Annotated in this window: 35 protein-coding genes; 8 read left to right on the top strand and 27 right to left on the bottom strand. The window is 59.6% G+C overall.

Annotated elements, in window-relative coordinates; translation table 11 throughout:
* Nucleotides 1–80 precede the first annotated feature (80 nt).
* The 3 genes from C4J87_RS05795 (at nt 81) to tsaA (ending at nt 2,022) form a co-directional block, all read left to right on the top strand.
* Nucleotides 81–791 (top strand): rRNA pseudouridine synthase, encoded by a 711-nt coding sequence (locus C4J87_RS05795; RefSeq protein ID WP_124366042.1) that lies wholly within the window; start codon nt 81–83, stop codon nt 789–791.
* A 70-nt stretch (nt 792–861) separates the two neighbouring features.
* On the top strand, nt 862–1,323 hold the full coding sequence (locus C4J87_RS05790; protein WP_124361554.1) for a DUF1456 family protein: 462 nt from the start codon (nt 862–864) through the stop codon (nt 1,321–1,323).
* Between the two features lie 3 nt (nt 1,324–1,326).
* Nucleotides 1,327–2,022: a tRNA (N6-threonylcarbamoyladenosine(37)-N6)-methyltransferase TrmO gene (gene tsaA, locus C4J87_RS05785; protein WP_124366041.1), complete on the top strand. Its 696-nt coding sequence runs from the start codon at nt 1,327–1,329 to the stop codon at nt 2,020–2,022.
* Nucleotides 2,023–2,141: 119 nt separating this feature from the next.
* Here tsaA and fpr read toward each other — a convergent pair whose 3' ends face one another.
* Entirely contained in the window at nt 2,142–2,921 is a 780-nt protein-coding gene (gene fpr / locus C4J87_RS05780; protein WP_003189055.1) for a ferredoxin-NADP reductase, read from the bottom strand.
* 124 nt (nt 2,922–3,045) lie between these two features.
* Between fpr and C4J87_RS05775 the strand changes: the two genes are divergently transcribed.
* Entirely contained in the window at nt 3,046–3,972 is a 927-nt protein-coding gene (locus C4J87_RS05775) for a LysR family transcriptional regulator (protein WP_010212678.1), read from the top strand.
* Nucleotides 3,973–3,975: 3 nt separating this feature from the next.
* Here the strand turns inward: C4J87_RS05775 and C4J87_RS05770 are convergent, their stop codons facing one another.
* From C4J87_RS05770 to C4J87_RS05760, 3 genes are all read right to left on the bottom strand, one after another.
* The gene (locus tag C4J87_RS05770) at nt 3,976–4,338 is read right to left on the bottom strand and encodes a diacylglycerol kinase (protein WP_003189051.1); all 363 of its coding nucleotides are present in this window, start codon (nt 4,336–4,338) and stop codon (nt 3,976–3,978) included.
* 75 nt (nt 4,339–4,413) lie between these two features.
* The gene (gene erdR / locus C4J87_RS05765; protein WP_124366040.1) at nt 4,414–5,064 is read right to left on the bottom strand and encodes a response regulator transcription factor ErdR; all 651 of its coding nucleotides are present in this window, start codon (nt 5,062–5,064) and stop codon (nt 4,414–4,416) included.
* Between the two features lie 251 nt (nt 5,065–5,315).
* Nucleotides 5,316–6,035 (bottom strand): tRNA-uridine aminocarboxypropyltransferase, encoded by a 720-nt coding sequence (locus tag C4J87_RS05760; RefSeq protein ID WP_124366039.1) that lies wholly within the window; start codon nt 6,033–6,035, stop codon nt 5,316–5,318.
* A gap of 178 nt (nt 6,036–6,213) precedes the next feature.
* On the opposite strand from C4J87_RS05760, the gene C4J87_RS05755 reads away from it, so the two are divergent.
* Together C4J87_RS05755 and C4J87_RS05750 are read left to right on the top strand one after the other, a co-directional pair.
* The gene (locus tag C4J87_RS05755) at nt 6,214–6,648 is read left to right on the top strand and encodes a PA3611 family quorum-sensing-regulated virulence factor (RefSeq protein ID WP_124366038.1); all 435 of its coding nucleotides are present in this window, start codon (nt 6,214–6,216) and stop codon (nt 6,646–6,648) included.
* A gap of 284 nt (nt 6,649–6,932) precedes the next feature.
* Nucleotides 6,933–8,045, top strand: a complete 1,113-nt coding sequence (locus tag C4J87_RS05750) for a TIGR00730 family Rossman fold protein (RefSeq protein ID WP_124366037.1) — start codon at nt 6,933–6,935, stop codon at nt 8,043–8,045.
* Between the two features lie 61 nt (nt 8,046–8,106).
* On the opposite strand, the gene recX is transcribed toward C4J87_RS05750, so the two are convergent.
* The 23 genes from recX to C4J87_RS05640 form a co-directional block, all read right to left on the bottom strand.
* Nucleotides 8,107–8,574 carry a recombination regulator RecX gene (recX, locus tag C4J87_RS05745; RefSeq protein WP_124366036.1) on the bottom strand — a complete coding sequence of 156 codons (468 nt, stop codon included), beginning with the start codon at nt 8,572–8,574 and terminating at the stop codon, nt 8,107–8,109.
* A gap of 8 nt (nt 8,575–8,582) precedes the next feature.
* Complete coding sequence (gene recA, locus C4J87_RS05740) at nt 8,583–9,641, bottom strand: recombinase RecA (RefSeq protein ID WP_005785454.1); 1,059 nt, start codon at nt 9,639–9,641, stop codon at nt 8,583–8,585.
* An 83-nt stretch (nt 9,642–9,724) separates the two neighbouring features.
* Nucleotides 9,725–10,225 carry a CinA family protein gene (locus C4J87_RS05735; RefSeq protein ID WP_124366035.1) on the bottom strand — a complete coding sequence of 167 codons (501 nt, stop codon included), beginning with the start codon at nt 10,223–10,225 and terminating at the stop codon, nt 9,725–9,727.
* An 81-nt stretch (nt 10,226–10,306) separates the two neighbouring features.
* On the bottom strand, nt 10,307–10,807 hold the full coding sequence (locus tag C4J87_RS05730) for a lysis system i-spanin subunit Rz (RefSeq protein WP_124366034.1): 501 nt from the start codon (nt 10,805–10,807) through the stop codon (nt 10,307–10,309).
* Nucleotides 10,795–11,352, bottom strand: coding sequence for a glycoside hydrolase family 19 protein (locus tag C4J87_RS05725; protein ID WP_124361544.1), 558 nt, complete (start codon nt 11,350–11,352; stop codon nt 10,795–10,797). The genes C4J87_RS05730 and C4J87_RS05725 overlap by 13 nt, the downstream gene beginning before the upstream one ends.
* 22 nt (nt 11,353–11,374) lie before the next feature.
* On the bottom strand, nt 11,375–12,376 hold the full coding sequence (locus C4J87_RS05720) for a contractile injection system protein, VgrG/Pvc8 family (RefSeq protein WP_124366033.1): 1,002 nt from the start codon (nt 12,374–12,376) through the stop codon (nt 11,375–11,377).
* Nucleotides 12,377–12,385: 9 nt separating this feature from the next.
* Nucleotides 12,386–12,598: a tail protein X gene (locus tag C4J87_RS05715; protein WP_124366032.1), complete on the bottom strand. Its 213-nt coding sequence runs from the start codon at nt 12,596–12,598 to the stop codon at nt 12,386–12,388.
* Nucleotides 12,591–12,974 carry a phage tail protein gene (locus C4J87_RS05710; RefSeq protein WP_124366031.1) on the bottom strand — a complete coding sequence of 128 codons (384 nt, stop codon included), beginning with the start codon at nt 12,972–12,974 and terminating at the stop codon, nt 12,591–12,593. The genes C4J87_RS05715 and C4J87_RS05710 overlap by 8 nt, the downstream gene beginning before the upstream one ends.
* Nucleotides 12,974–15,196: a phage tail tape measure protein gene (locus C4J87_RS05705; RefSeq protein ID WP_124366030.1), complete on the bottom strand. Its 2,223-nt coding sequence runs from the start codon at nt 15,194–15,196 to the stop codon at nt 12,974–12,976. Before C4J87_RS05705 ends, C4J87_RS05710 begins: the two co-directional genes overlap by 1 nt.
* Before the next feature lie 128 nt (nt 15,197–15,324).
* Nucleotides 15,325–15,906 (bottom strand): phage tail assembly protein, encoded by a 582-nt coding sequence (locus tag C4J87_RS05700; protein WP_124366029.1) that lies wholly within the window; start codon nt 15,904–15,906, stop codon nt 15,325–15,327.
* Between the two features lie 52 nt (nt 15,907–15,958).
* Complete coding sequence (locus C4J87_RS05695; protein ID WP_124366028.1) at nt 15,959–16,465, bottom strand: phage major tail tube protein; 507 nt, start codon at nt 16,463–16,465, stop codon at nt 15,959–15,961.
* A complete protein-coding gene (locus tag C4J87_RS05690) occupies nt 16,465–17,631 on the bottom strand; it encodes a phage tail protein (protein ID WP_124366027.1) in 1,167 nt (388 codons plus the stop codon). Before C4J87_RS05690 ends, C4J87_RS05695 begins: the two co-directional genes overlap by 1 nt.
* Before the next feature lie 2 nt (nt 17,632–17,633).
* Nucleotides 17,634–17,807 (bottom strand): hypothetical protein, encoded by a 174-nt coding sequence (locus C4J87_RS26070; RefSeq protein ID WP_164484513.1) that lies wholly within the window; start codon nt 17,805–17,807, stop codon nt 17,634–17,636.
* A gap of 86 nt (nt 17,808–17,893) precedes the next feature.
* Complete coding sequence (locus C4J87_RS05685) at nt 17,894–18,151, bottom strand: tail fiber assembly protein (protein WP_124366026.1); 258 nt, start codon at nt 18,149–18,151, stop codon at nt 17,894–17,896.
* Nucleotides 18,152–18,163: 12 nt separating this feature from the next.
* A complete protein-coding gene (locus C4J87_RS05680) occupies nt 18,164–18,784 on the bottom strand; it encodes a hypothetical protein (protein WP_124366025.1) in 621 nt (206 codons plus the stop codon).
* A gap of 26 nt (nt 18,785–18,810) precedes the next feature.
* On the bottom strand, nt 18,811–19,344 hold the full coding sequence (locus C4J87_RS05675) for a phage tail protein (RefSeq protein ID WP_124366024.1): 534 nt from the start codon (nt 19,342–19,344) through the stop codon (nt 18,811–18,813).
* The gene (locus C4J87_RS05670; RefSeq protein ID WP_124366023.1) at nt 19,341–19,979 is read right to left on the bottom strand and encodes a phage tail protein I; all 639 of its coding nucleotides are present in this window, start codon (nt 19,977–19,979) and stop codon (nt 19,341–19,343) included. Before C4J87_RS05670 ends, C4J87_RS05675 begins: the two co-directional genes overlap by 4 nt.
* The gene (locus C4J87_RS05665) at nt 19,976–20,971 is read right to left on the bottom strand and encodes a baseplate J/gp47 family protein (protein ID WP_124366022.1); all 996 of its coding nucleotides are present in this window, start codon (nt 20,969–20,971) and stop codon (nt 19,976–19,978) included. Before C4J87_RS05665 ends, C4J87_RS05670 begins: the two co-directional genes overlap by 4 nt.
* Nucleotides 20,968–21,300, bottom strand: a complete 333-nt coding sequence (locus C4J87_RS05660) for a phage baseplate protein (protein ID WP_124361531.1) — start codon at nt 21,298–21,300, stop codon at nt 20,968–20,970. Before C4J87_RS05660 ends, C4J87_RS05665 begins: the two co-directional genes overlap by 4 nt.
* Before the next feature lie 12 nt (nt 21,301–21,312).
* Complete coding sequence (locus C4J87_RS05655) at nt 21,313–21,921, bottom strand: phage baseplate assembly protein V (protein WP_124366021.1); 609 nt, start codon at nt 21,919–21,921, stop codon at nt 21,313–21,315.
* 3 nt (nt 21,922–21,924) lie between these two features.
* Complete coding sequence (locus C4J87_RS05650) at nt 21,925–22,440, bottom strand: hypothetical protein (protein ID WP_124366020.1); 516 nt, start codon at nt 22,438–22,440, stop codon at nt 21,925–21,927.
* Between the two features lie 19 nt (nt 22,441–22,459).
* Entirely contained in the window at nt 22,460–22,798 is a 339-nt protein-coding gene (locus C4J87_RS05645; protein WP_124366019.1) for a phage holin family protein, read from the bottom strand.
* A 589-nt stretch (nt 22,799–23,387) separates the two neighbouring features.
* Nucleotides 23,388–24,122 (bottom strand): XRE family transcriptional regulator, encoded by a 735-nt coding sequence (locus C4J87_RS05640; protein ID WP_124361528.1) that lies wholly within the window; start codon nt 24,120–24,122, stop codon nt 23,388–23,390.
* Nucleotides 24,123–24,384: 262 nt separating this feature from the next.
* Here C4J87_RS05640 and C4J87_RS05635 point away from each other — a divergent pair, with 262 nt between their 5' ends.
* Nucleotides 24,385–24,873: a Panacea domain-containing protein gene (locus C4J87_RS05635; protein ID WP_124366018.1), complete on the top strand. Its 489-nt coding sequence runs from the start codon at nt 24,385–24,387 to the stop codon at nt 24,871–24,873.
* Entirely contained in the window at nt 24,866–25,237 is a 372-nt protein-coding gene (locus tag C4J87_RS05630) for a hypothetical protein (protein ID WP_124366017.1), read from the top strand. The genes C4J87_RS05635 and C4J87_RS05630 overlap by 8 nt, the downstream gene beginning before the upstream one ends.
* Nucleotides 25,238–25,316: the final 79 nt, after the last annotated feature.

Raw genomic sequence — 25,316 nt, 5'->3', positions numbered from 1 at the left:
AGCACCGCGCTGAAATGGGGCCGGGATTAACCGGCCCCACACAGGTACAATAGCCGCCCCCTTTTGTTACGGCCCTTGTCATGACTGACCCCATACGCCTCTCCAAACGCCTTATCGAACTGGTCGGTTGCTCCCGTCGGGAGGCTGAGCTGTTTATCGAAGGCGGCTGGGTCTCGGTGGACGGTGAAGTGATCGACGAACCGCAGTTCAAGGTCACCACCCAGAAGGTCGAGCTGGACCCCGAAGCTAAAGCCACGGTGCCGGAGCCGGTGACCATCCTGCTGCACGCTCCGGCGGGCATGGATGCCGAGACGGCCATGGCGTCGATCAGCGCCGAGACCCTGTCGGAAGAACACCGCTTCAGCAAGCGCCCGCTCAAGGGTCACTTCCTGCGCCTGACCGCCAGTGCCGACCTGCAAGCCAAGGCCAGCGGCCTGCTGGTATTCACCCAGGACTGGAAGATTCTGCGCAAGTTGACCGCCGATGCCGCCAAGATCGAGCAGGAATACGTGGTGGAAGTCGAGGGCGACATCGTGGCCCACGGCCTCAACCGCCTGAACCACGGCCTGACCTACAAAGGCAAGGAGCTGCCGGCTGTGAAAGCCAGCTGGCAGAACGAAAACCGCCTGCGGTTTGCGCTGAAAAACCCGCAGCCGGGGGTGATAGCGCTGTTCTGCGAAGCCGTTGGCTTGAAAGTCGTCGCCATCCGGCGCATTCGCATCGGTGGCGTCTCCATTGGCAAGGTGCCCGTGGGCCAATGGCGTTACCTGTCCGGCAAAGAGAAGTTCTAAGCCGGTGCCCTTTTCCCGACACTGCCTGACTGGGCAGTGTCTACCCCGTTGAAAACCAGGATTGCCCACCATGATTCACAACGACGTACTGCGCAGCGTGCGCTACATGCTCGACATCAGCGACAACAAGATGGTCGAGATCATCAAGCTCGGCGGCATGGACGTAACCAAGGAAGACGTGCTGACTTACCTCAAGAAAGATGAGGAAGAAGGCTTCGTGTTTTGCCCGGATGAGGTGATGGCGCATTTCCTCGATGGCTTGGTCATGTTCAAGCGCGGCAAGGACGAAAGCCGTCCGCCGCAGCCGATCGAAACCCCGGTGACCAACAATATCATCCTGAAGAAACTGCGCGTGGCCTTCGAATTGAAGGAAGACGACATGCACGCCATCCTCAAGGCTGCCGAGTTCCCAGTGTCCAAGCCGGAGCTGAGCGCGCTGTTCCGCAAGTTCGGTCACACCAACTACCGCACCTGTGGTGACCAGTTGCTGCGCAACTTCCTCAAGGGGCTGACGCTGCGGGTTCGCGCGTAAGCCATGAGTTATCAGGTCGCGCCCGTCGGCTTCGTACGCTCCTGCTTCAAGGAGAAGTTCGCTATCCCGCGCCAGCCGCAACTGGCGCCGGCCGCCCGCGGTGTGCTGGAGCTGGTGGCGCCGTTCGATGGCGGCGAAGCGGTGCAAGGCCTGGAACAGGTCAGCCATGTGTGGCTGCTGTTTCTGTTCCACCAGGCGCTGGAAGACAAGCCACGCCTTAAAGTGCGCCCGCCGCGCCTGGGCGGCAACACCGCCATGGGCGTCTTCGCCACCCGCGCGACCCATCGCCCCAATGGCATCGGCCAGTCGGTGGTAAAGCTGGACAAGGTAGAACCGGGGCGCCTGTGGATTTCCGGGATTGATTTGCTCGACGGCACGCCGGTGCTGGATATCAAGCCGTATGTGCCCTATGCCGACAGCGTTGATACCGCCACCAACCGCATCGCCAGCGGTGCGCCGCAGCTGATTGGCGTGCAGTGGCTCAAGACTGCACTGCAACAGGCCCAGGGCCATGCGCAGCGTCTTGGCGAGCCGTTAGTGGAGTTGATCGATCAGTGCCTGGCGCAGGACCCGCGCCCTGCCTACCAGACGCCCGGGCCCGAACGCGAGTACGGTGTGCAGTTCTGGGATGTGGATGTGCGTTGGCACTATCCCGAGGCGGGGCTTATTTGTGTGCTGGAAGTACTTCCAGCCAACTGAATGGACCGGAAACAAAATGTGGGAGGGGGCTTGCTCCCGATGGCGGTGGTTCAGTCACAGATGAGTTGACTGACACACTGCTATCGGGAGCAAGCCCCCTCCCACATTTTTTATCGCGTTTATTTTTCGACGAACGCACGCTCGATCAGATAATCACCCGGCTCACGCATGCGCGGCGAAACTTTCAGACCGAAGCTGTTCAGCACTTCGCTGGTCTCGTCCAACATGCTTGGGCTACCGCACAGCATGGCACGGTCGTCTTCGGGGTTGATCGGTGGCAGGCCGATGTCGCTGAACAGCTTGCCGCTGCGCATCAGGTCGGTCAGGCGGCCCTCGTTTTCGAACGGCTCGCGGGTCACGGTCGGGTAGTAGATCAACTTGTCACGCAAGGCCTCGCCGAAGAATTCGTTCTGCGGCAGGTGCTCGGTGATGAATTCGCGGTAGGCGACTTCGTTGACGTAACGCACGCCGTGGCACAGGATCACTTTTTCGAAGCGCTCGTAGGTCTCCGGGTCCTGAATCACGCTCATGAATGGCGCGAGGCCCGTGCCGGTGCTGAGCAGGTACAGGTGTTTGCCCGGCTTCAAATCGTCAAGCACCAGGGTGCCTGTCGGTTTTTTGCTGATGATGATCTCGTCGCCTTCCTTCAAGTGCTGCAACTGGGAAGTCAGCGGGCCATCCGGCACCTTGATGCTGAAGAATTCCAGATGCTCTTCCCAGTTCGGGCTGGCAATGGAGTAGGCGCGCATGAGCGGGCGGCCGTTGGGCTGTTGCAGGCCGATCATCACGAACTGACCGTTCTCGAAGCGCAAACCCGGATCGCGGGTGCACTTGAAGCTGAACAGAGTGTCGTTCCAGTGATGAACACTGAGGACACGCTCGTGGTTCATGTTGCTCATGTACGGGGGACTCCTGGAAATGGGCCTGCGCCACAGGTGAAGTGCGCAATTGCACAGCATTCTAATGGCGGCGACAATATCTGTTAACTGGATTATTAAGATAAGGGTTATCGGTTATATCGATATGCGATTCACTCTCCGTCAACTGCAAGTCTTCGTTGCCGTCGCCCAGCAGGAAAGCGTCTCCCGCGCTGCTGGCCTTCTGGCCTTATCCCAATCCGCCGCCAGCACGTCGATTACCGAGCTGGAGCGCCAATCCAGCTGCCAATTATTCGACCGCGCCGGCAAACGCCTGAGCCTCAATGCGCTCGGGCATCAATTGCTGCCTCAAGCAGTGGCCCTGCTGGACCAGGCCAAGGAGATCGAGGACCTGCTCAACGGCAAGTCCGGCTTTGGCTCACTGGCCGTGGGCGCCACCCTGACCATCGGCAATTACCTGGCCACCCTGCTGATCGGCAGCTTCATGCAGCAGCACCCCGAGAGTCAGGTGAAACTGCATGTGCAAAACACTGCGCATATCGTGCATCAGGTGGCGCATTACGAAATTGACCTGGGTCTGATTGAAGGCGATTGCAGCCATCCGGACATCGAGGTGCAGACCTGGGTGGAGGATGAGCTGGTGGTGTTCTGCGCGCCCCAGCATCACTTGGCCAAGCGTGGCGTGGCCAGCATGGATGAGCTGACCCATGAGGCGTGGATCCTGCGGGAACAAGGCTCAGGCACGCGCCTGACATTTGATCAGGCTATGCGCCATCATCGCAGCGCGCTGAATATCCGCCTGGAGCTGGAACACACCGAGGCGATCAAACGAGCAGTGGAGTCGGGTTTGGGGATTGGTTGCATTTCGCGACTGGCACTGCGCGATGCGTTCCGCCGTGGCAGCCTGGTGCCGGTAGAAACCCCGGACCTGGACCTGGCCCGGCAGTTCTACTTTATCTGGCATAAGCAGAAGTACCAGACCTCAGCGATGCGCGAGTTCCTGGAACTGTGCCGCGCTTTTACCGCCGGGGTTCAGCGCAGCGACGAAATCGTATTGCCGAGCATCGCCTGATCGTTAGATCAGAATGACCGCCCACACCAGCGTGATCATGGTCAAGGCCACGAATTGCGCGGCGCTGCCCATGTCCTTGGCGTTTTTCGACAGCGGGTGGCGGTCCAGGGAAATGCGGTCGATCGCCGCTTCCACCGCAGAATTGAGCAATTCGACGATCAGCGCCAGCAGGCACACGGCAATCAGCAACGCCCGTTCGACGCGGCTGACCTGCAGGAAAAAACTCAACGGAATCAGGATGACGTTCAGCAGTACCAACTGGCGGAACGCCGCCTCGCCGGTGAAAGCCGCGCGCAGGCCATCCAGGGAATAGCCCCCTGCGTTGAAGATACGTTTGATACCGGTTTGACCCTTGAAAGGCGACATAGATGTAGGCAACTGAACCAAAGAAGTGGGGAAGCTAGATCACGCAAAGTCAAAAAAGCGTGAACCGGTTGTAACTTAATGCTGCGAAATTGACTCAAGTTGTTGCAAGAGCAACGCCGCCTGGGTGCGCGTTCGCACCCCCAACTTGCGGAAAATCGCCGTGACGTGGGCCTTGATGGTCGCTTCCGACACGCTCAGCTCGTAGGCAATCTGCTTGTTCAACAAGCCCTCGCAGACCATGGTCAATACGCGGAACTGCTGGGGCGTCAAACTGGCCAAGCCATCACGAGCCGCCTTGGCTTCGTCGGACACGTTGATTTCTTCAAACGCTTGCGGTGGCCAGGACACATCGCCGTCCAGTACGGCACGCACAGCCTTTTGGATATCTTCCATCGCGCTGGACTTTGGAATGAAGCCGCTGGCGCCGAACTCCTTGGAGCGCACCACCACATCGGCGTCTTCCTGGGCCGAGACCATCACCACCGGAATCTGCGGATATTGCCCGCGCAGCAGCACCAACCCCGAAAAACCATAGGCGCCGGGCATGTTCAGGTCGAGCAGCACCAGGTCCCAGTCGGATTTTTCAGTCAGGCGGGCTTCCAGCTCGGCAATGCTGGCGACTTCGACCAGGCGCACGTCCGGGCCAAGGCCCAGGGTTACGGCCTGATGCAGCGCACTGCGAAACAGCGGGTGGTCATCGGCTATCAGGATTTCGTATGTGGCCATTGATTAAATGATCCTGTTTTTAGGGGAGCCCTGATGGGTTCAGGGTCCGCCAGTACACAAGGCAACAGCCAGGCAGCCATCGCCACGGGGCACGCTCAACGTCAAAAACATGCGAAACAACGTCGAAAAACCAAGCTAGCGCCCCAATCGGCGCCCAGCATGCCCAGCGCAGCCTGGGGGGTCAAGCGCTACGCCCATGGGGATTTTAGCGGGTTACGCGATTAAGGTGCCATCATGCGAACGTCGAGGGGTCAGGCCGCGGGGATATAAGGCGCCAAACGCGTGTGGACACTGTCCGTCGCGTCCAGAGGCAACTGAAACTTGGCGGCCAGATAATGCGTGCTGAATACATCGAGGTAGGCGTCCAGGACTTCGCTGGCGAGCTGATCATCGGCCAACTCCAGACACAGCGCGGCAACCTCGGCGGTGCAGAAATGATCATCACGCTTGGAGCGGCGCAACTTGTAGCGTGACAGCTGCTCCGGCGCCAGGCTCAGCACAGGCAAATGCTCCAGGTAGGGGCTCTTGCGAAACATCTTGCGCGCTTCGCTCCAAGTGCCGTCCAGCAGGATGAACAGTGGGCGCTTGCCCGCCTGGGTATTCACCGTGCTGACCACCCGCTCGGGCGCCACGAATTCTCCGGGGAACACGATGTACGGCTGCCACTGCGGATCGGCCAGCAAGGTGAGCAGGTCCGGATCGACTTCGGTGCGCGACCAGGCGAACGCCGTGGTGTCGTCGATAACGTCGGCGATCAGCCAGCCGGTATTACTGGGCTTCATCGGTTCGACGTCGTGCATCAACAGGCACATGGCAGCGTTGGCCTGAACCGTTGGTCGCCATGCGCACAGGCAATACTCGGGAATCACTCGGCAACCGGAGCACCGCTCGGCACGCGATCCCCGATTAAGGAAAGGCCTGACGGCTCGGGCCAGGCGCTCGGTACGCAAGCGGGAGACGGCGTGGCTCATCGGATGCGCCATACAGACGGGTAAATCGACAAAGGGTCACTCAAGAGCAATTGAAGTGCGCGCAGTTTACCAGCGATACGCCTGGCTGTAGTGACAAGCGCTCACCTATAATTGCGCGCCACTGAACGCACAGCGCAGTGGCTGGTCTATGCACCAGTAACCGAATCAGGAGAGTTTGATGCTGCGTTCCATGCTGCGCCTCGTTGCCCCATCCGTCGCTATTGCGCTGGCCTTGCCTGTGGGCGCCCATGCAGCCTCGCTGCTGGAGGCTCAAATGAACCGGAAGCTGCAAAGCGTCGCGACCGAAAGCAACAAGGACCTGCCCCGGGAAATCGATGAAAAAACCCTGGAAGTGGCCTACACCGTTGAAGGCACGCAACTGATTGATCATCTGAGCGTGCTGCCTGACCGCGCCGAACAGATGCGTGCCAATCCCAAGGCGGTATATTTCCAACTGGGCCGCAGCGTATGCACCAACCCAGGCTACCGAGAACTGATGGCGAAGGGCGCGGTGATGCGCTACGAAATTACCGAGAACAAGACCAACCGTCCTGTAGCCTCGGTAAAATTCGCCGAAGCCGACTGCCCGGCTCCAACCAAGAAGAAAAAGTAACCCTGGCTTGCCATTCGCGCGTGGCTGCCTGGCGACGCGCCCTCCCCCGCTTCAACGACTGACGCCATGGCGAGTGACCAATAAGCGGTTGCCAGCCAAGGGTTTTTCGGCCCATGATCGCATCATTCCATCCGCCCGCCCGCAGCAGCATTCACTGCTGTTCTGCAATGTTTTTTCAGGGCAAAAGAGGCCTGCCCTCCTGCGGCAAGCAACGACACATGCAGTGTCGTGGCCCCTGCCGACGCTCGTCGGCTACCCAGGCCCTGTGAAGAAGGAGAAGTTGAATGCCTTATGAATCGAATGACTCCCTGCTCCAGCTTTTTGAACAAAATGGCACCGACCTCACGCAACAAGTGGACGCGCAACTCCAGCTGATCGCCCCCAACAGTGCAAATATCCCCTTGTATCGCGACATGATCCTCACCGTTCTGCGCATGGCCCAGGATGACCGCGACCGTTGGAACGCCAAGATCACCTTGCGCGCCATTCGTGAGTTGGACCATGCCTTCCGTGTACTCGAACAGTTCAAGGGGCGGCGCAAGGTGACGGTGTTCGGCTCGGCACGTACGCCAGTGGAAAGCCCCCTGTATGCATTGGCTCGAGAGGTAGGTGCGACGTTGGCGCGTTCCGACCTGATGGTCATCACCGGCGGCGGCGGCGGCATCATGGCTGCAGCGCATGAGGGCGCGGGCCTGGAGCACAGCCTGGGGTTCAACATCACCCTGCCGTTTGAACAGCATGCCAATCCGACCATCGACGGCACCGACAACCTGCTGTCCTTCCACTTCTTCTTTACCCGCAAACTGTTTTTCGTCAAGGAAGCCGACGCACTGATCCTGTGCCCGGGTGGTTTCGGCACCCTGGACGAAGCCCTGGAAGTGCTGACCCTGATCCAGACCGGCAAAAGCCCACTGGTGCCGGTGGTACTGCTGGACGCACCCGGCGGCGGCTTCTGGCAAGGCGCTCTGGATTTTATCCGCAGCCAGCTGGAGGCTAATCGCTATATCCTGCCGACCGACCTCAAGCTCATACGCCTGGTCTACAGCGCAGAAGAAGCCGTGGACGAGATCAATCGGTTTTATGCCAACTTCCATTCAACGCGCTGGCTGAAGCGTGAGTTCGTAGTGCGCATGAATCATCCACTCAGTGATCGAGCCCTGGCGCATTTGCAGGATGAGTTTGCCAGCCTGCGGCTGAGCGGAGCGTTCCAGCAGCTTGCCTACACAGGCGAAGACCATGACGAGCCAAGGTTCAGTCATTTGACGCGACTGGTCTTCAACTTCAATGGCCGCGACCAAGGGCGATTGCGCGAATTGGTGGATTACATCAACTTGCCGGAAAACTGGGTCCAGGCTCAGGGTGAGACGCAGCAGCGGGTGACGCCACAGCCTGCGTGATTTTTTGCAGGCGAAAAAAAAGGCCCACTATTTTCATAGTGGGCCTTTCGTTTTGTGGCGTTCAGTCGTCCATGTCCCGACCGCTTAACAAGCGGCTGATCATGTCCATCGAAAACCCGCGATAGCTCAGGAAGCGGCCTTGTTTCGCACGCTCCCTGGCATCAATCGGCAGATGGCCTGAAAACTTGCGGCGCCAAGTCTCTTCCAACTGCGACTGCCAACTGATACCGCACTCACGCAGGGCGAGGTCGATATCGGCACGTTGCAGGCCGCGCTGGCTCAACTCTTCGCGAATCCGCGCAGGGCCATAACCGGAGCGCGCGCGGTAGGACACAAAGCTTTCGAGGTATCGGGCTTCCGACAGCAGCCCTTCTTCCGTCAAACGGTCGAGGGCCGTTTCGATCATTTCAGGCTCTGCGCCGCGCTGACGCAATTTGCGCGTCAGCTCGACTCGACCATGCTCGCGACGTGCGAGCAGGTCCATCGCAGTGCGCCGAACGGCGACAAGTGTATCCAGTACAACAGTCATCGTTTGCTTCAGATGTCAGTGTCGGCTTCTTCCATCTCGTCAACCGGCTCACGGTTGGCGGCGGCTTTGACGTCTGGCGCAGGGGTCAGCAGCTTGTCGCGAATCTGCTTTTCAAGCGTGGCGGCGATATCCGGGTTGTCTGCCAGGAACTTGGCCGAGTTGGCCTTGCCCTGACCGATCTTGCTGCCGTTGTAGGCATACCAGGCACCGGACTTCTCGACAAAACCGTGCAGCACGCCCAGGTCGATCATCTCGCCGTTCAGGTAGATGCCTTTGCCATAAAGAATCTGGAACTCTGCTTGGCGGAAAGGCGGGGCTACCTTGTTCTTCACGACTTTGACGCGGGTTTCGCTACCGACAACCTCGTCACCTTCTTTCACCGCACCGGTACGACGGATATCCAGACGAACCGAAGCGTAGAACTTCAGCGCGTTACCACCGGTGGTGGTTTCCGGGCTGCCGAACATCACACCGATTTTCATACGGATCTGGTTGATGAAGATCACCAGGCAGTTGGCGTTCTTGATGTTGCCGGTGATTTTACGCAGCGCCTGGGACATCAGGCGGGCTTGCAGGCCCACGTGCATGTCGCCCATTTCGCCTTCGATTTCTGCCTTGGGTACCAGGGCAGCCACGGAGTCGACCACGATCACGTCGATGGCGTTGGAGCGCACCAGCATGTCGGTGATTTCCAGGGCTTGCTCACCGGTGTCTGGCTGGGAAACCAGCAGGTCGTCGACGTTGACGCCCAGCTTGCCGGCGTATTCAGGATCCAGGGCGTGCTCGGCATCGACGAATGCGCAGGTGGCGCCCATTTTCTGAGCCTGGGCAATCACCGACAGGGTCAGGGTGGTTTTACCGGAAGATTCAGGACCGTAGATCTCAACGATACGGCCTTTTGGCAGGCCGCCAATGCCGAGCGCGATATCCAGACCCAGAGAGCCAGTGGAGATAGCCGGGATTGCCTGACGGTCGTGATCGCCCATACGCATTACGGCACCCTTGCCGAATTGACGTTCGATCTGACCCAGGGCCGCAGCCAAGGCTTTCTTCTTGTTGTCGTCCATTAAAGTCCTCACGTAATCAATAAGGCCTGACGGCCAACACCTGTATAAGTAGACAGTATTGTTCCACAAAGATCGAAGATCGCCTACCCCTGATTGTCTATTTCTGCTGCAGCTCGTCGCAACAAGCCCTCCAGCGCGGCTTTTACCGTTTGTCGTCGGACTTCATCGCGATTACCGGGGAAGTGCGCAAGCTCGGCCGTGACCTCATCGCCCACGCCGAACGCCAGCCATACCGTGCCCACCGGCTTGTCCCGCGTACCACCGTCCGGGCCCGCCACGCCGCTGACTGCCACGGCAAACCGCGCCAGACTTTTTTCCTGTGCCCCTCGCACCATCGCTTCGACCACTTCCTGGCTGACGGCGCCAACTTTGGAAAACAGCTTTTCCGGTACGTTCAATTGCCGGGTCTTCTGTCGGTTGGAATAGGTAACATAGCCCGCCTCGAACCACGCCGAACTGCCCGGTATGCGCGTGATGGCTTCGGCAATACCGCCGCCGGTGCAGGACTCGGCGGTGGTGACATGGGCATTGAGCACCTGCAAACGGCGCCCCAGTTCAGCAGCCAGTTGAGTGATTTCCTTCACGGTCATCTCCAGGAATGGGCGGTGGTTCGCCTACCCTACAGCAGCCCATCGGTCATGCAAGTTGCAGAGTGCATCAAAAGACTAACGCGCGACGGCCCGCACATAGGCCTGGCAGGCACGCAAGGCGATCAGGGCGTTGTCGCCGTCGTCGGTGATGCGGATAATTCGCTGAGCATGCGCCGGGTCAAGTCGGGCTCGTGGGGCTGCATGAACCACGCCGCCGGGGGTGGCGCAGGCGGGCACAAGCGCGCCGCCGGCGGGATCGGTGGCGTCGAGAAGGACTGACAACCGCACATCAGCAGTGGCCAGGCGGTCGCGCAGAGCAGCTTGGTTACGTTGGGCATCGCTCAACTCCTGGGTGTGTTGTTGGTCACTGGCGTTGAGCTGTTGCTCCAGGGCCAGGCGTTTTTGTTGTTCTGCCTGTTGCTGTTCGAACGCGGCCTGGCGCTGCTGACCAAGTGCCAGCGCATGACCCGCCGCCTGCTGCTCAAGCTGCGCACCATAGCGCCAGGCCTGCACTTGCCACACCAGCGCAAGCAGCAGGCAAATGCCGACCCAGCGCAACCAGCCTAGGAAACGCATAACACCGCCTTCGCCCGCTCCCACAATTGCACGCGGTCCTGCAGGCCGTTCAGGCCGCCGTTGATACGCCGGGTAATCGTGGTGAACTGGTCCTTGTCGGCCAATTCGTTGAGGCCGTTGGTTTGCCAGAACCAGGCGGCGGATTCGCAGGCCCATTGGGGTTGTTCAAGCAACTGCGGTTGCTGCAGCAGGCGATCATCGCCAAACAGTGCCTGGCTGCACGCCAGGTAGTTGCGCCGTCCCGTGACCTGAATCAGCCCCCTGCCCCGGTACTTCTGCCCATCACCATCCGCCTCCGGGGTATTGCCCAAGCGGGCGGACAGGGTGCCGGTGTCGTACTTGCTGAGGTAGTGATCGCTGCCCAGCTCGCGCACGTAGCGCAATTCGGCGGATTCGTGGCCGATCTGGGCGAGGAAGGCGGCGATGCGTTTGGCACTGCTAATCTCATACCGAACGAAGGCTGCATTTAAAGGGGACAAAAAAATGCCCGCTCGAAGGCGGGCCCCAGGCATCACACCCAGAAGCTGGGCAAGTGTCATCAGCATTGGTTTTACTCTGAATAAGTGTCTACACCGACAAACCGCTGGCCTGGATCGTGCACCGATAGCCGTCTGCTCGTTTACCGCTGGCCGTCACCTTCTTGATTGACCAGCGCCCCTGCATGAAGCTTGGCCACGACTCGTCCAGCAGCAGCAAGCCTTCAGCGGCCAACGACGGATTACCGGGGCAAACCACATTGATCTGCAACCCTTCCCGTCCCACACGCCGCATTTCTCCCTGCGCCGCTGAGCGCGCTTCGTCCTCGCTCTGGTAGCGTTGCGTCACCACCTTGAACGGCGCGATGCCCACCTCTACGACATGCTTTTTGCCGGCCGCCACATCCCACCAGGACGTTTGCGCGCCGTTGTATTTGGCACGGCAGGCTTCGGTGAAGCTGGCGCTGATAAAGGCCTGGTCACCCGGGCGATTGTTACGGGTAACGGACAACTGCACATCCGGCAGTGCCTTGCCCGACAACGACTTGATCTGGCCTTTACGCCCCAGCACATACAGCTCGTCGACAGGCTTGGCCACCGCATCGAAGCGTTTGGCCAGCCTGGTCAGAAAGGCCATGTCGCTTTCATTGGTCTGATCGATGTGCGCGATCTGCTCGCGCTCGAGTTCAGGCGCCACACGCGGCGAAAATCCGTAGCGGCTGGTCAATTGGCGAAACAGTGCGCCCAAGGTTATCGGCCCATGGCTGGCGGTACGGCGCTGCTTGAATTCGTGCTCATCGAACGGCGCTGCCGTGGCCACCAGCGCCAAGCGCATCGGGAACAGCGACGGTGTTCGCTGAGTGATCTTGAACACGCCCTTATCCACTAGGCCGGACTCAAGGTACCCCACGCGCAAGCCAATTTTTCCGCCCAGCTCGGGCAACCCTTCAAGGCCCTCGATATCGAGGGTCAGCGTGAGCTGGTCGGATACAAAGCCCGCTGCGTCGACATGCTCCCATTCCAATAGCCGCTCGTTGAACAGCGCAGCATTGGCGCCATACAGCTCCACTACAGGTGTGAATCCCAGTGCCATGATCGCTCCTTAATCCCAGGCTGAAACCGGCCGGCTCGCAGCAGGTTGCGCATCCAATTCGGGCACCAGCACGCTGATGCCTGCCGGCAATACCGCGCCCTTTTCCGCCAGCTCCGGATTCAAGCGCCACAGCGCTTCTTCTGCGGCATCATCACAACGCCCCAGCTCTCGGTAGAGCAGCAGGTTCACCGAGTCGCCAGCGATACTTCGAACCCTACGCATTGACGAACTCCTCCAATACCAGCGACCAACCGATCGCCATCGCCGTACCGTCGTCGATCACGCTGGTTTGTTTTTCGCTGATCGACTTGATGGTCCACAACCCCCAGTTACGCCCTAGGCCGTCCACCAACGGCAACGGTGCCCGCAGGTCTTGCAAGGCGCGCAACTCATCCAGGCGCTGCATGCCCTTGGCACGCGCTGCCTTGCCACCAAAGGTCAGTGTTTCCAGATCCTGCCCCACTTGGCTCGACTTGGGTTTGCCAGCAATGATGTTCAGGCTGACCCAGCCACCACTGCTTCCACGATCCAGGGTGTCGTAGGCGAACCCGCGCGACAGCCCGAAAATAAACGTGCCCAACACCATCTGTTGTCGCATCACACAGCTCCATCGGTGAGTGCTGCGCCACGTCGCGTCGCCAGCAGGTTGTCCATCGACAGCGGGGTAAATTGCGCTTCGATCTGTTGCACCACGAGTGTCGCCAATTGCTGATAGCTGGCTTGTTCCGGCGCGTTGATAGTGATTTGCGGGGCAAAATTGATTTGGCGGTTATCGGCTTGAGGGGTATTGAGGTGAGTGCTGACCTCCGTGGGAGACGGCAAGCGATCCTCGGACCCCATCACTTTTTCAGCCAGCCAGGCGCCAACGTCGCTGCCGACGAACGTTCCGACGGCACCGCCGACCACCTTGCCGATGGCACCGCCGGCAACGCCGCCCATGACGCCACCCAGCAGCGTGCCGGCACCCGGCACAACCGAACCGATCACCGCCCCCGCCAGCGTACCGACAGCTCGGCCAATCGCCATGCCGGCGAACTCACCGGCAAAACCCCCGGCGACCCCGCCGCCTACCGAGCCCACGCTGGTGCCAACCGCTTCACCCAGATTCCCCGACAGCGCGCCCTTGGCGACATCGACTCCGGCGTTCGCCAGCACCAGCCCCAACGCAGCCCCCTTGGCGACTTTGCTGGCCTTCGTCGTTCTGCGCGACCGACCAGCGCCCGGCGCCGAACCCGGCGTACGATTGCCTGCGGGTGTTTCGTTACTCTGAGATTGCTGCGAACGAGCGGATGAGTCGATGGCGCCGCCTTCGCCAAGAATTTTCCCGGCGACCTTTTCAAAGACCTTGTCTTTCACGGCATCGGAAACGCCGGAAATCAACGGCCCCAGCGCAGCACCCGCCAGCGTGACGGCGGCGGTGGCCTGAGGCAGGGCTTCGGCCAACCAACTCACACCATTGACCAAACTGGTCATCGCCGTCAGCGAGGTATCCACAACGGGCGCCAGGGCGGTGTCGGAAGCGGTTTGCAAACGTGTAGTACTGGCCTCGTAGGCCTGTCGACGGGCCTGGGCGGAATCGGCGCGAACCGCTGCCGAGCGCAGGAGAGCGCCATGATCCCCCAGCGCCGATGTGGCGTAGCTGGATGTGTCGGCCACTTGCGAAAAGGCCAGCTTCACAGTGTCGATCATCGGCACCAGGCTCAGAATCGCCTGGTTACCGTCGAACAGTTGCGTCGCCAGCGCCGCCTGCCTTTCGGCCGGTTGCGCTTTGAGTGCCTCCAGCACGGTGACCAGGGTCTGCGCAGCATCCTGTTTCATTCCGCCGGACAACACGTCGGGGTCAAGCTTTAGCGCTGCCCAGGCGTCGCGCTGCCCAGGGGAAGCGCTGTCGCCTTTAGCCAGGGCAGCACTGATTTTTTCCAGCCCGAGGCCAGCAGCGCCTTTGCTATTACCTGCACTCAGCAACGCCGCCGACAGTGCCGCCGCCTGCGCGGGGCTCATGCCCGCATCCGTCGCGGCAGCACCCTGATGTTGCACAATGGCCGCGATATCCGCCGATTCGGCCTTGAGCGAGACAACATTGCCCAGCACCGTTGTCGCGTCGGCCAAGTCCAGGGTTTGTGCGCGGTCCAGATGCATTGACTCGCGCCAGCCGCCCATGAGTTCACCGGCGTGCTTGACATCGATTTTGAACGCCGTCGCCATGATCGCGGCGTCGCGGGCAAACTGCTGCAGGTCAGCCTGGCGCCCGGCCTGGTCGATATTGCCTGAAGCGTCAACTCGGTCGCTGCCGATACCCGACTTGGCGGCAACGTACTCGACCTTCGCAAGGTCAACGGCGCTTGCGCCACTGGCCGCCACCACAGGCTCCGACGCCATGGCGAGGTTGGCTTCACGCATTGACTTGCGCTCGCGTCCGACGAACTGCAACAGTTGGCCCAGGGCGCTCATCGCGGCATCCAGTGCCTGCGACGGTGTGCCTGTATTGGCCGTCGTGCTGGTAGTTGTATCGCTCGCTCCCGCCGCGTCGACCGCGTCAGCTTGCCGAGCGTCCATCACTTTGAGCAACGAGACGTTGAACAGCTCGAGCGTCTCCACAAGCCGGCTCTGGCCTTCGGCCAGATGATTGATCTGCAGGCTGGCATCGGCCAATGCCAATGCCAGGTTCGCAGCACTCCCCGGCCCAGCCTCAGCCGGCCCCGTCAGCGTTTGCGCGAATGGGTTGAGGCTGGCCTGCCCCCCGCCCTGTGCCAGTGAGCCTTGAGTCAGCCAGCCGTCCTTGACGATGGCCGACCCGCCCGCATAGTTACTGTCTGCCATCCCGCTCTACTCCTGTTTGAGCCCAAGGCGACTGATCGCGATGTCATAGCGGCGCATTGCTTTCCCGGCTTCCCAATCGAGGATTTCCGCTTCGCTTACCGAGTAAACCAGCGGTACTACATCGAGGATCACTTCGATGTCGCGCTCCGAAAGAAGTCCGCCGGTTTGTTTAAAAAATCGTCAATGCGCCCCTGCAACTCTGTCCAGTCGGGCACGGTGAGTCCGGCGAGATCGGGAATCATCAGGCCGGCGCAATGCGCGGTGATGAACTCGGCACGTTCTTTATTGGTGGGCAGCTTTTTCATCACTTTGGTGGCGCGCAGGGCGGGCATTTCCAGGGTGACGTGGGTGAGCGTGCGGCCGCTGGCCTCAAGGGGCAGCAGCAGCGCGACCTGCTCGCAGGTCAACGATTCGCGTGGCGCATCGGCTTGATCGAGGAAGAACGATGCAGGCTGAGTCGACATCTCGTGTACGTATTGCGCGATGCTGACGTAGTCCGGGCGCTTGAGTTGGTCGAGCTCTTTTTCCGACAGGCCGGTGGCGAGCTTTGCCAGTTCGAAAAACTGGTCATCCTCGTCATCACCGGCGCGTGCCAGGGCTTCTTTCTGTGGCGCGTAGAACAATGGTTTCAGTTGAATCTGCTCGATCACGACGCCGGTGTCGGCGGTGATCGGGGACAGCAGGATGTGTAACGGAGGCATCCAGGCCATGGGGCAATTCCTTGATGGGGTATGGAGGCGAGCTGACCCGCCCCCAGGGGGATTACGGCATCAGCACGGCGCGGCGCGCGTCACCGAGGATGTCGACGCCGTTGAGCACGAACTTCTGGGTGCGCACATCGATGTCGATCACCGGAATACCGTTTTCCAGACGGCTGTAGGTGCGGCAGGACAGTTCCAGGGTGGTGACCGGCTTGGCGTTCATCGTCAGTGCGGTTTCGGCCAGAGACTTCAACTTGCCGCCTACGGTGTGGTAGGTGAAGTAGGTCTTGCCATCCTGGTCCTGGCCGGCTTCGCGCACGTTCAACAGGATGTCATCACCCTGCGTGACGCCAAGCGCCAGCAGAATTTCTGCACCAACCCCTTGCAACACCAGGGTTGCGCCCAGCACCTTGGCGCTTTTGGCCACCTCTTCGGCGATGAAGCGCCCGCCGGTCATCGGGTCCATTTCGAACTCGATCTTCGGCGGCGTAAAGGAATCGACCGTGGCCGACAACGGCAGGCCTTGAAGGGTGGCCGCAATGGCCTGTCTGACTCGGTTAGTAAACATTAGAGAACGTCCTCCAGGAACTGCTCGATGATTTCATCGCGGGCGTTGAGTTGATAAACCATGTGTTCGTTCGGCGCGTAGCGGCCGTAGTCGATGACGATGAACCAGGTGCCGTTCTTGTATTTCTCGACGCTGTTCAACTCCGGGTGCAGGTAGACGCTGCCGCCAGGGATGGTTTCGTCGGCAACCAGGGTTTGCAGCCAGTCGTTGATGCGTTTGACCTCCTGGTCCATGAAGGACTTGGTGAGGTTCTTGGCCATGGCCTTCTGGCCGGCCTTGACCAGCTTGCGGCTGATGGCGTCTTCGAGGCCGACGTAGCTGATGAACTTGCCGGTGATGGAACGGTTACCCAGCAGCGAGAAACCGCCGAGCACCGTGCGGGCGTAGTAGCTCACGCCATAACGGTTGAGCAGGTCGCCTTCGGTGGAGGTGTCGAGGATGTTGTACTCGACGACGCGGGAAACGTCTTCGGCGAAGGTCACCTGATTACCAGGGCTTTCCCATTGCTTGACTTTGGCAAGCGCGGCGATGGCCAACGAGGACGGCGACAGGAACACGTTCTTTTTCGCGGCCTTGGAATACACCGACGGCATGTTGTGCACCAGCAGGCAACGGTCGAAGCCAAGGTCGGCGCCGCCCAGTTCGCCGCTGTAGGTCACTTGATCGGCGACCGAGGCGTCCTTGCCATCCAGTACCACACGGGCCTTGATGCGCTTGCCGAAGGAGGCGAACTCACCGGCCACAGCCTTGGTGCCGGTAAAGCCCGGGGCGCCGATGATGGTCAGGTCTTCAGGCACGCTGCCCAGGGCAGCCAGGCCGAGTTTGCGGCCGGTGACGGGGTCGTTGCCGCCGATCACATTGTTGACCGTGTCGGCCGGCGTGGCGCCTTCTTCGACGATGACCACATAGACCGGCACCTTCACCACTTTGAGGATCTGGTACACCGCTTGGAACAGCGTGCCCGACTCGGTACCGGTAGGGTCCAGCAGCGCCTGGGTGGTAAAGCTGTTGATCCGGAACGGGGCGTTTTTCGGGATCGATGCATGGGCGTTGGGGGCGGTGCCCACCAGGCCGATGACGTTATCACCCAGGCCACCCATGGCCTCGGGGGATTCGGTGGCATTCACGGTGATGCCGTTGTGCTCGAAGTTCAAAACCTCAGCCATGATTAGTCAGCCTTCTTGGGGGTGGAGTTGAGGACGCTGGTCAGTTCCAGACGACCGGCGGTGCGCAGGGCGGATGCTTCGACGTCCAGCAATTCAAGCTCCTCCCCAGCGGTGGACCAGTGGCCGTTACCGATGGGGAAAGGGATGAGGACGGTGTAGGTTTGGCGGGTGGGCATGGGTAGGATTCTCCGGGTGAGAAACGCCAAAGCCCCTGCGGGGAGGGGCTTTGGGAGGGCAAAAAAAACCGCTTTCGCGGTGGGGGTTATTTCAGGAACGTGGGCAGCACGGGCCACTCCAGCGCCGATGGTTCAGCTGCCTGTTCAGGAATGTCCCGCAATGCTTTGCGATAGGCCGCCACTTCAGTTCGTTGCGCATCGGAAGCGGGATAATCGGGCAGTTGAGTGAAATCGGTAGCCCTTAGCAACTGATCCCGACGCGCACGAATGGCAGCCCATTCAATTTCAGGTGTCGGCGTAGCAATCTTAAATGTTGGATTTTCGACGTTAGATAGTTCAGACATTTCCATTTCTCCTTAGCTAAAAATCACAGTGTCGGCCAACGAAACTTTGGTTTTAAGATCACCGAGATTAAATAGACGACCATTGCCTACACGCATGGTGTCTATACGGATGGTGGTGTAGTAAATATTTGGAATCAAAACCCGCATAACAATATTGCCATTTGCGTCTACGTAAACAGCTGGAGTCATATTTCCGAACGTGGACACATTGTGCAGCGTCCGATTCGGCTGATAGCAATAACCAACGAGTGTTTCGTCGATAATCTTTGCCGTACCGTAGCTATACCCCTTGATGTTGAACCAAAACATCTCAGAATTGACATTGATATTCAGAGGGATCTGAAAATGCATATAAACGTTGGCACTGGCTCCCAAGTCGGCTGGCTTAAAATCACCTATAGCTAAAGCCTCATATACGCCACCGGTACCATAGACGTGTCCTTGGAAAATTGTACTGCGGATGGTGCCCGGATAATTTGGATCACCTTCGACATCTTTTAGGCCGCGCCACTCATTGAACTGAGCTAGCGCACCTGCCATCGTCGCATTGATACTTCCAATTTTCCCATTAACCGCAGCGGTCAAATTATTCGCTGCTGTCACCAGCGATGTAATAGTCGATTCTAAACTCACGTGTAACTCCTTAATTTGTTAATGCCCTAACGGCTCGCTTCCAGCGTTATCACACGAAACAACAACTCGGTTTGACGCGCCATATTGTCAATATTCGCAGTGGCAAGTACCGCAATATCCTCCGCCAACAAAATATTGAGATTATCTCCCCCCACCACAATCGTCACGCTATCCACCGGCAACGGCGAAATATCCAACGTAAACTTCTGCAGTACCCGCGCCGCCGCTGCTTTATACGTCAGCAACTTCCCTGCCACGGAATACACCGCCAGCAAGGTTCCACTGGCGAGGTAAAAACCGAACTCGCCAATCTCATACTCACCGTCGCCGTCAAACAGCGCGGCCATCCTGAGTTGGCGCTCGCCCAGGTCTTCGTAATCCACGATGGCGACCCGTTGGCGCTCATCGCGCAAGGCCACTTCTGTACCGTCTGGGTTGTAGCGACCAGTACCGGCGCCGATGTGGGTGATTTCGGCTTTGAGGCCCTGGTTCTTTGCCTGCAGCACTTCATCCAAACCCTTGGAGGTGAAGCGCACCAGGCGCGTGATTTCATCTGTCATGGCTGCGCCCTGAGGTCGTAGTCGTTAATGGTGTAGTGCCGGGCAACGCCGACACTGTTAAGTCGAGCAACCAACGCCAACTCCGGCAGCGCGCCGTTTAAATACAGCTCGCCGTCGCTTAGCGGGGCATGAAGGACCTGCGTCAACCCAAGCCGACCTTCGGTTTCGTGAACAACGGTTATCGTCGCCTGATCCCGCTCGCTCTTGGCTGCGTTGATGCGGCGGATGAGCCGGTTGTGGTCGCCACTGGACCAACTGCGCCCAATGATCGCCTGCACGTCGAAGGTATAGGGCGTACCGATTGGCCGCTGCTGATACCAGGCGCTGATGTTGGGGGTGAATCCCAGTGACTCCACCGCATAGCTCAGCGCCTTGGGTGTGCCGGCCTGGCGCTGGATCTGCCAGGACAAGGCCACGGTCAGGCGTTTTTCCGATTCGCTGGCATCGGCATCCCATTCGCTGACCCCGCGGTCGGCGGCCAGGTAAGGAAGAAATTCGCTGGGGGTTTGCAGTGGGTTCATCAACGCCGGAAACGGCGGCGTGACTCGCTCGAGCAACTGGCCGAAGCCCAAGTCCAGGGCCTTTTCCAGCGGTGAACTGTTAGCCGGCAACAAACTCGCGTCAGGTTCACTCATAGCGTACGCACCTCCACCTCGACACCCGTGCAATACGGGGCCTGGAACGCGCTGCTGACAATCGGCGCCAGCGGTTCAAGGATTTGCAGTTGCGCCGCCCCTGCACTGTGGATGGCGTAGTCGATCCAGCTGGGGTCGACGCGCCCTTCCAGGCGATGACAGGAGTCCGCGTAAGTCTGCAGCAGTTGCTGCGCCGCCACTTGGGTCAGGCCCGAGTCCGGGCCGGCATTGATCTTGGCGATGACGCGTATCTTGTAGGGCTGAATCTGTGCGCCCTGCACGGTGACGAGATCGGTTTCCGGCCGTACATCCGGCCGTGCGAAATGTCGGCGTACACCGTCAAGCAAATCGGCCGAGGGAGTACCATCGCCCTCACGGGACAACACGGTGACCATCACCTCGCCGGGCGCGATACGACGGCCGTTGCCGTCCTTTACCTGTGCCGCATAACCGTCCGGGTCGAAGGTGTAGTTGACAGTCACCACCCCCGGCGATGCGCTCTGTACCTTGACTGTGGGTCGCTCGCCAAGGGTGAACACTTCGCGGCGATACTGCATCCGCGAGCCGGCAGCCGGGGCATGGGGCGCGAGGTAATAGCGCAAGCGAGCATCGTCGTCGCTTTCCAGGGTCGGCGGCACGGGCGGGAAGGCCGCCGGGTCACCGGGATTAAGCACTTGGCGTTCAAGACCCATGTCAGCCAAGCGCGCATCCAGATTACTGCCGGTGGCCCACCACGCCAGCATCTGCTTGATGCGTGCATTGTATTTGCGCTCATGGGTTTGCAGGCGCACGCAAAAGGCCTCGAGCGCCAACGTCAGCAGTTCACTTTCGTTGTCGAGGCTGACCTTGAGTTTGGCCGCGCTTTGCGGTGCACGGGTGGCGACGTAATCGACCACGAACGCCTTGAATTCGGCGAGCAGCGGCTCGAACTCATCGACTGCAATAATCGCCGGCTCGGCCAGTTGGTTCTGGCCAGGGATCAGCATGCTCATGTCACGACCTCGAAGGATTGTTGGCGGTTTTTCCAGGTGCCGGCAAAGCGCAGCAGCAGCCCGGCGCCCTGGCGAGTGGCGACGATGACCTCGGGCTGGAAATCGCCGATGCCGTTCTGCGCGTTGTAAAACGCTTGGGCGGCGTGGCTTTGAGCGAGCAGCAGCAGGTCATCGCCAAGGTTCTGCCCGAGCAGTTGCGGGATCAGCGAGCCATACAGCGGACGCTTCTGCCGCGTGCCGACGGGTGTGGTCAGCGCTCGGGTGGCGCGCTGCACGAATTGCAGCCAGTCATCAACGGCTGCCCCGGTGTTGCGATCGATGCCGATCATGGAATGTCCTTATCAGGGGCTGATGACTCGACCTTGGTGGTCTATCACCGGGCCGCTGAAGTGAGCGCCGCCGGCATCCAGCAGCAGTGCGGTGCCGCCGATTTGCAAGGTGATGCCCTGCGGGCTGAGGGTCAGGCTGGCGGCGCCGACCTTGACGTCGACCTGTTCGCGGGAAGCGCTGAACGTCGTCGGCCCGTTGACCCAGTTGAACGTATGACTGGCGTCGTCGTAGTCGCTCTGTGTGCCGTCCTGATGGCGCCGCCGGGTCAAGGACGGCACAGTGGAAACAGGCGGAAAGCGACTACTGTTGAGGCCGAACAGCGCCACAGACTGTGAGCCCCCTTCCCCACCGCCGTAGTTGAGCAGCAGGCATTGCTCGCCCACGGATGGAATACGGGTTTCGGTTTGCGCACCGGCGCTGGGGTTGAAAAAGCGGATGGCCGGCGTAAGCAACTCGCCGTGGCTGACCCTGCAGGTATTGCTGGCGGCATCGACCTGTTGGCAAACGCCAATGCGGCAGAAGCTTTCAGCGCGTCGGTAGAGGTCTTCGAGTTGCGCCTCCATCTCCGCCAGGCGCTCGACAATCGGCCCCAGTTGCATGCGTAACAGCGTGTCGAACATGGGCTACTCCGCCAAGGGTTTGTATTGATCGGGGTCATCGATATCCAGGACGTCCCAGGTAGAGGCAAACAGCGGTTGGCCTGTAGGATCATCGAGCAACACGGGTCCGAGGTAGAGGGTTTGAGTGAAGGACACTGTCCAGGTGTCGTAGTCCGTTGCTGCGGTCGTACGCCCAGAGGGAGCGGCGACGATATTCATTGGCAAATCGCACTGGGACTGGGGCAGGCTCCAACGGTTGTCCAGCACCAAGTCCATCAACTGGCTGGCCAGGTCGCAGGCATCGAACGGCAATGCGCCGGGGGCAACCATGACGGTGAGCGAAATGGCCAGGGCATGGGCCTTGCGGCCTTCGCGAGAGCGGATGCCAGGACCATTGCCTTCAACGGTGACCATCACACCGGTTTTTTCTGCGTCGTTCTGGAAGTCCTGGTGGCTGCCGACCCTGAGGTCGGGGAAGGCTGCATGCAGCGCCACGCCGATAGCCTGGGGGAGTTGGGATGGCTTTTCGATAAGGGTCATTTGAGTAGCGTCCTTGCGGTTACTGCGGGTCCTGATGGGAACCTTCATTGATCCCGATGCGCTTGGCCGCCCAGCGTTCATAAAGGCCGATGGCCACGTCGGCACCGGCCATGGCGGTCAGGCAACCAATGGCGCCGGCGGTCCAGATCGACATCCCGGCGGCGTAGCACAGCATCAGGGCCGAAACCCCGCAGACCATGCACGCCCCGGACCGGAGCGCCAGGCGCCGAATCAGCGACCAGCCGCGGGCGCCCTCCTTGTCGGCGCGCCACATTTCGCCGGACACCCCGCCGATCAACGCCAATATAATCACCAGCCAGATAGGCATTTCCGCTAACGCTTGTTGTTCGTTTGTCATGTCACGCCTCCTGGCTGAGCACTGAATAGTCCGTTTTTCAATTACACATACTTCGATAGGTAGGCATTCCAAAAAGCCCGGTTGCCCAGGCTTTTCAGTAATGCTGTCTGCGGACTTTCGGCGCTACTGGCGCGGTACGGTCCTTTCCTCAATGTTTTTCCGACCACGATCCCTGTCTGCCGGATAACTGCTTCTGGTGCTTTACGCTGCACACCCGGGTCAGTTGCCAACCCTCTGAACCGTTAAGGCCGGTTCATCGCTGCCTGTTTTTGAAGCGCTACCACTAAAGAGCGTCGGCATCCTTGCCGGTGTCGCCTGGCATCCTTGCCATCGCTTCGATGGCGTCCTTGCCGGTGTTGCGTGCCTTCCTTGTCTTCCTTGGCAGCATCCCTGCCGCCTCCACCAGGCCTTGTTGGCTGGCTTGAGATGAAGAATATGCATGTATGCATATACAGTCAATGCACAAATGCATTTATTTTTGCTTGGTTCATGCGCTCGTGCATCAAGAGCCCGTGGGCAAAGGGTTTGCCGGTTTTCCCCAGGCGAAAAAAAACCCGCTCGTTGGCGGGCTTTGTCTTACGTAAGTAGGTCAGCGGGCATACATGCCCCACCAGAACACATGGCCGAGGATGCTGATCTGCTCATCCTGGATATCCTGGAAGCTGTAGTCCTCGTCCGGATGCTCGTCACGATTGAAACTGCGCAGACGAATCCCGGACGGCAGGCGGTAGAGCTGTTTCACCCGCAGCTGGCCATTATGATTGATGGCGTACAGGTCACCATCGACAATATCGCCAATCCCGCTCTTGCCGGCATTCACCCCCACCGTCGCGCCATCGCGAAGCACCGGCAACATGCTGTTGCCACGTACCGTCACGCATTTGGCCTGGTCGAACTGCACGCCGTTATGCCGCAGGCTGCGCTTTCCAAAGCGCAGGCTGGCCTTCTCGCTTTCCTCGATGACGAATCTTCCTGATCCAGCAGCCAATTCAACCTCACGCAGAAAGGGGATCGACACCTCGTCATCATTAACGGGGGTGTCGTCGTCCCACAGGCTTATGTCCTTGAGTTCCGAATGCATCGGGTCGCGCCCGTCATCACGCAAGGTACCTACCGCTGCGCGTCCGCGCAGGTGGTCGGTGCTGACGCGGAAGTATTCGGCGATGCGTGAGATGTGTTTGTCCGACGGATCAACGATCTTGCCGCTGAGGATCCGGGACAGGGTGGATTGAGGCACGCCAGTGCGCCGATGAAGCTCCGTGGGGGAGATTCGGTCGCGATCCAGCAGCTCTTTCAAGACGATAGAAACGTTGCGTTTTTGCATAACCGGAATAGTGACGAGAGTTTTTGCGAATGGCAAATGCTAATTTGCATATTTATGCATTAAACAAGCTGACTAGGCGAATCTGAAACAAAATACTGTATATACGAACAGTCAAACAGCCTCTATCATTCCGTGCGACTTCATATACTCGCACGCGACCGGATGTAAAAGGGCGCAGATTGACAGCCGCCCTTGCTTATCGACAATTCAGAGCCTATGTATAAACTCTGTAACAACCTAGCCAGCAACGACGGAGGTGCTCATGGCTTATTCAGCTCTAGCTGTCGCTAACGCCTTCATTGAACGCGCGAAGGAAGGCAAGCTTTCAGGCCTGACGCCGATGAAGCTGCAAAAGCTCCTGTTCTATACCCAGTCCTGGCATCTGCGCGAGCGGGATCAACCGCTTATGGATGACCACTTTGCCCGCTGGCAATATGGCCCGGTCATTCCCTCGCTTTACCATGAGTTGAAATCCTACGGCAGCCGTCCCGTGACTTCGCTGCTCAGCAATTTGAAGCCCGACGACGAAGACATTGTCTTTGTTACACCGAGGGTTCCTGAGAGCGATACCTACACCCATCGTTTGATTGACCGGATCATTAACAAATACGGCAAATGGTCCGGCACTCAACTGTCCAACCTTTCCCACGAGGACGGCACAGCCTGGGCCCTCAAGGGCGCCGACGGTTCCGCCATTGACTGGGAAGACATGGCAGCACTCATTCACCCAAAGAGCCGCATCCGTGAGTGAAGAACTCGACAACCTGGAACTCACCCTGCCCCCCATGGCAGGGCCTGACCAGGACTCCCAAGCCGGTGGCGAGCAAGCCATAGGCACCGACGATGAAAGAAACCAGAATCTGAAAGACCAGAAGGCCGAAAGGCAGCTGCGCAAGAAATATGCGGGGCGCGCCTTTTGGTTTGCTGCCTGCGGCGTGATCTTCTGGGCGGTCCTCCTCGTGTGGAATGGCTGGTCGACGTATTACTCCGGTAAAGCGCCGTTCTCGGATAACGTGTTAATGGCCATCACCACCGCAACTTCGATCAATCTGTTTGCGGCTTTCCTGGGTGTTATCAGAGGTTTGTTTCCTGCCAGCGGTCGCAGGGCAAAGTAAAGCCTCTACAGACGGCACTTCGTGCACCTTTAATGCATAGCCGTTTTTCTTCCCGCGTATTACCTGGCCTTTTGCAAAC

The sequence above is a fragment of the Pseudomonas sp. R1-43-08 genome, from assembly GCF_003852255.1.
Lineage (GTDB): Bacteria > Pseudomonadota > Gammaproteobacteria > Pseudomonadales > Pseudomonadaceae > Aquipseudomonas.
Note: the sequence above shows the minus strand (reverse complement) of the source record. Positions and strands in the feature narration are given on the sequence as shown.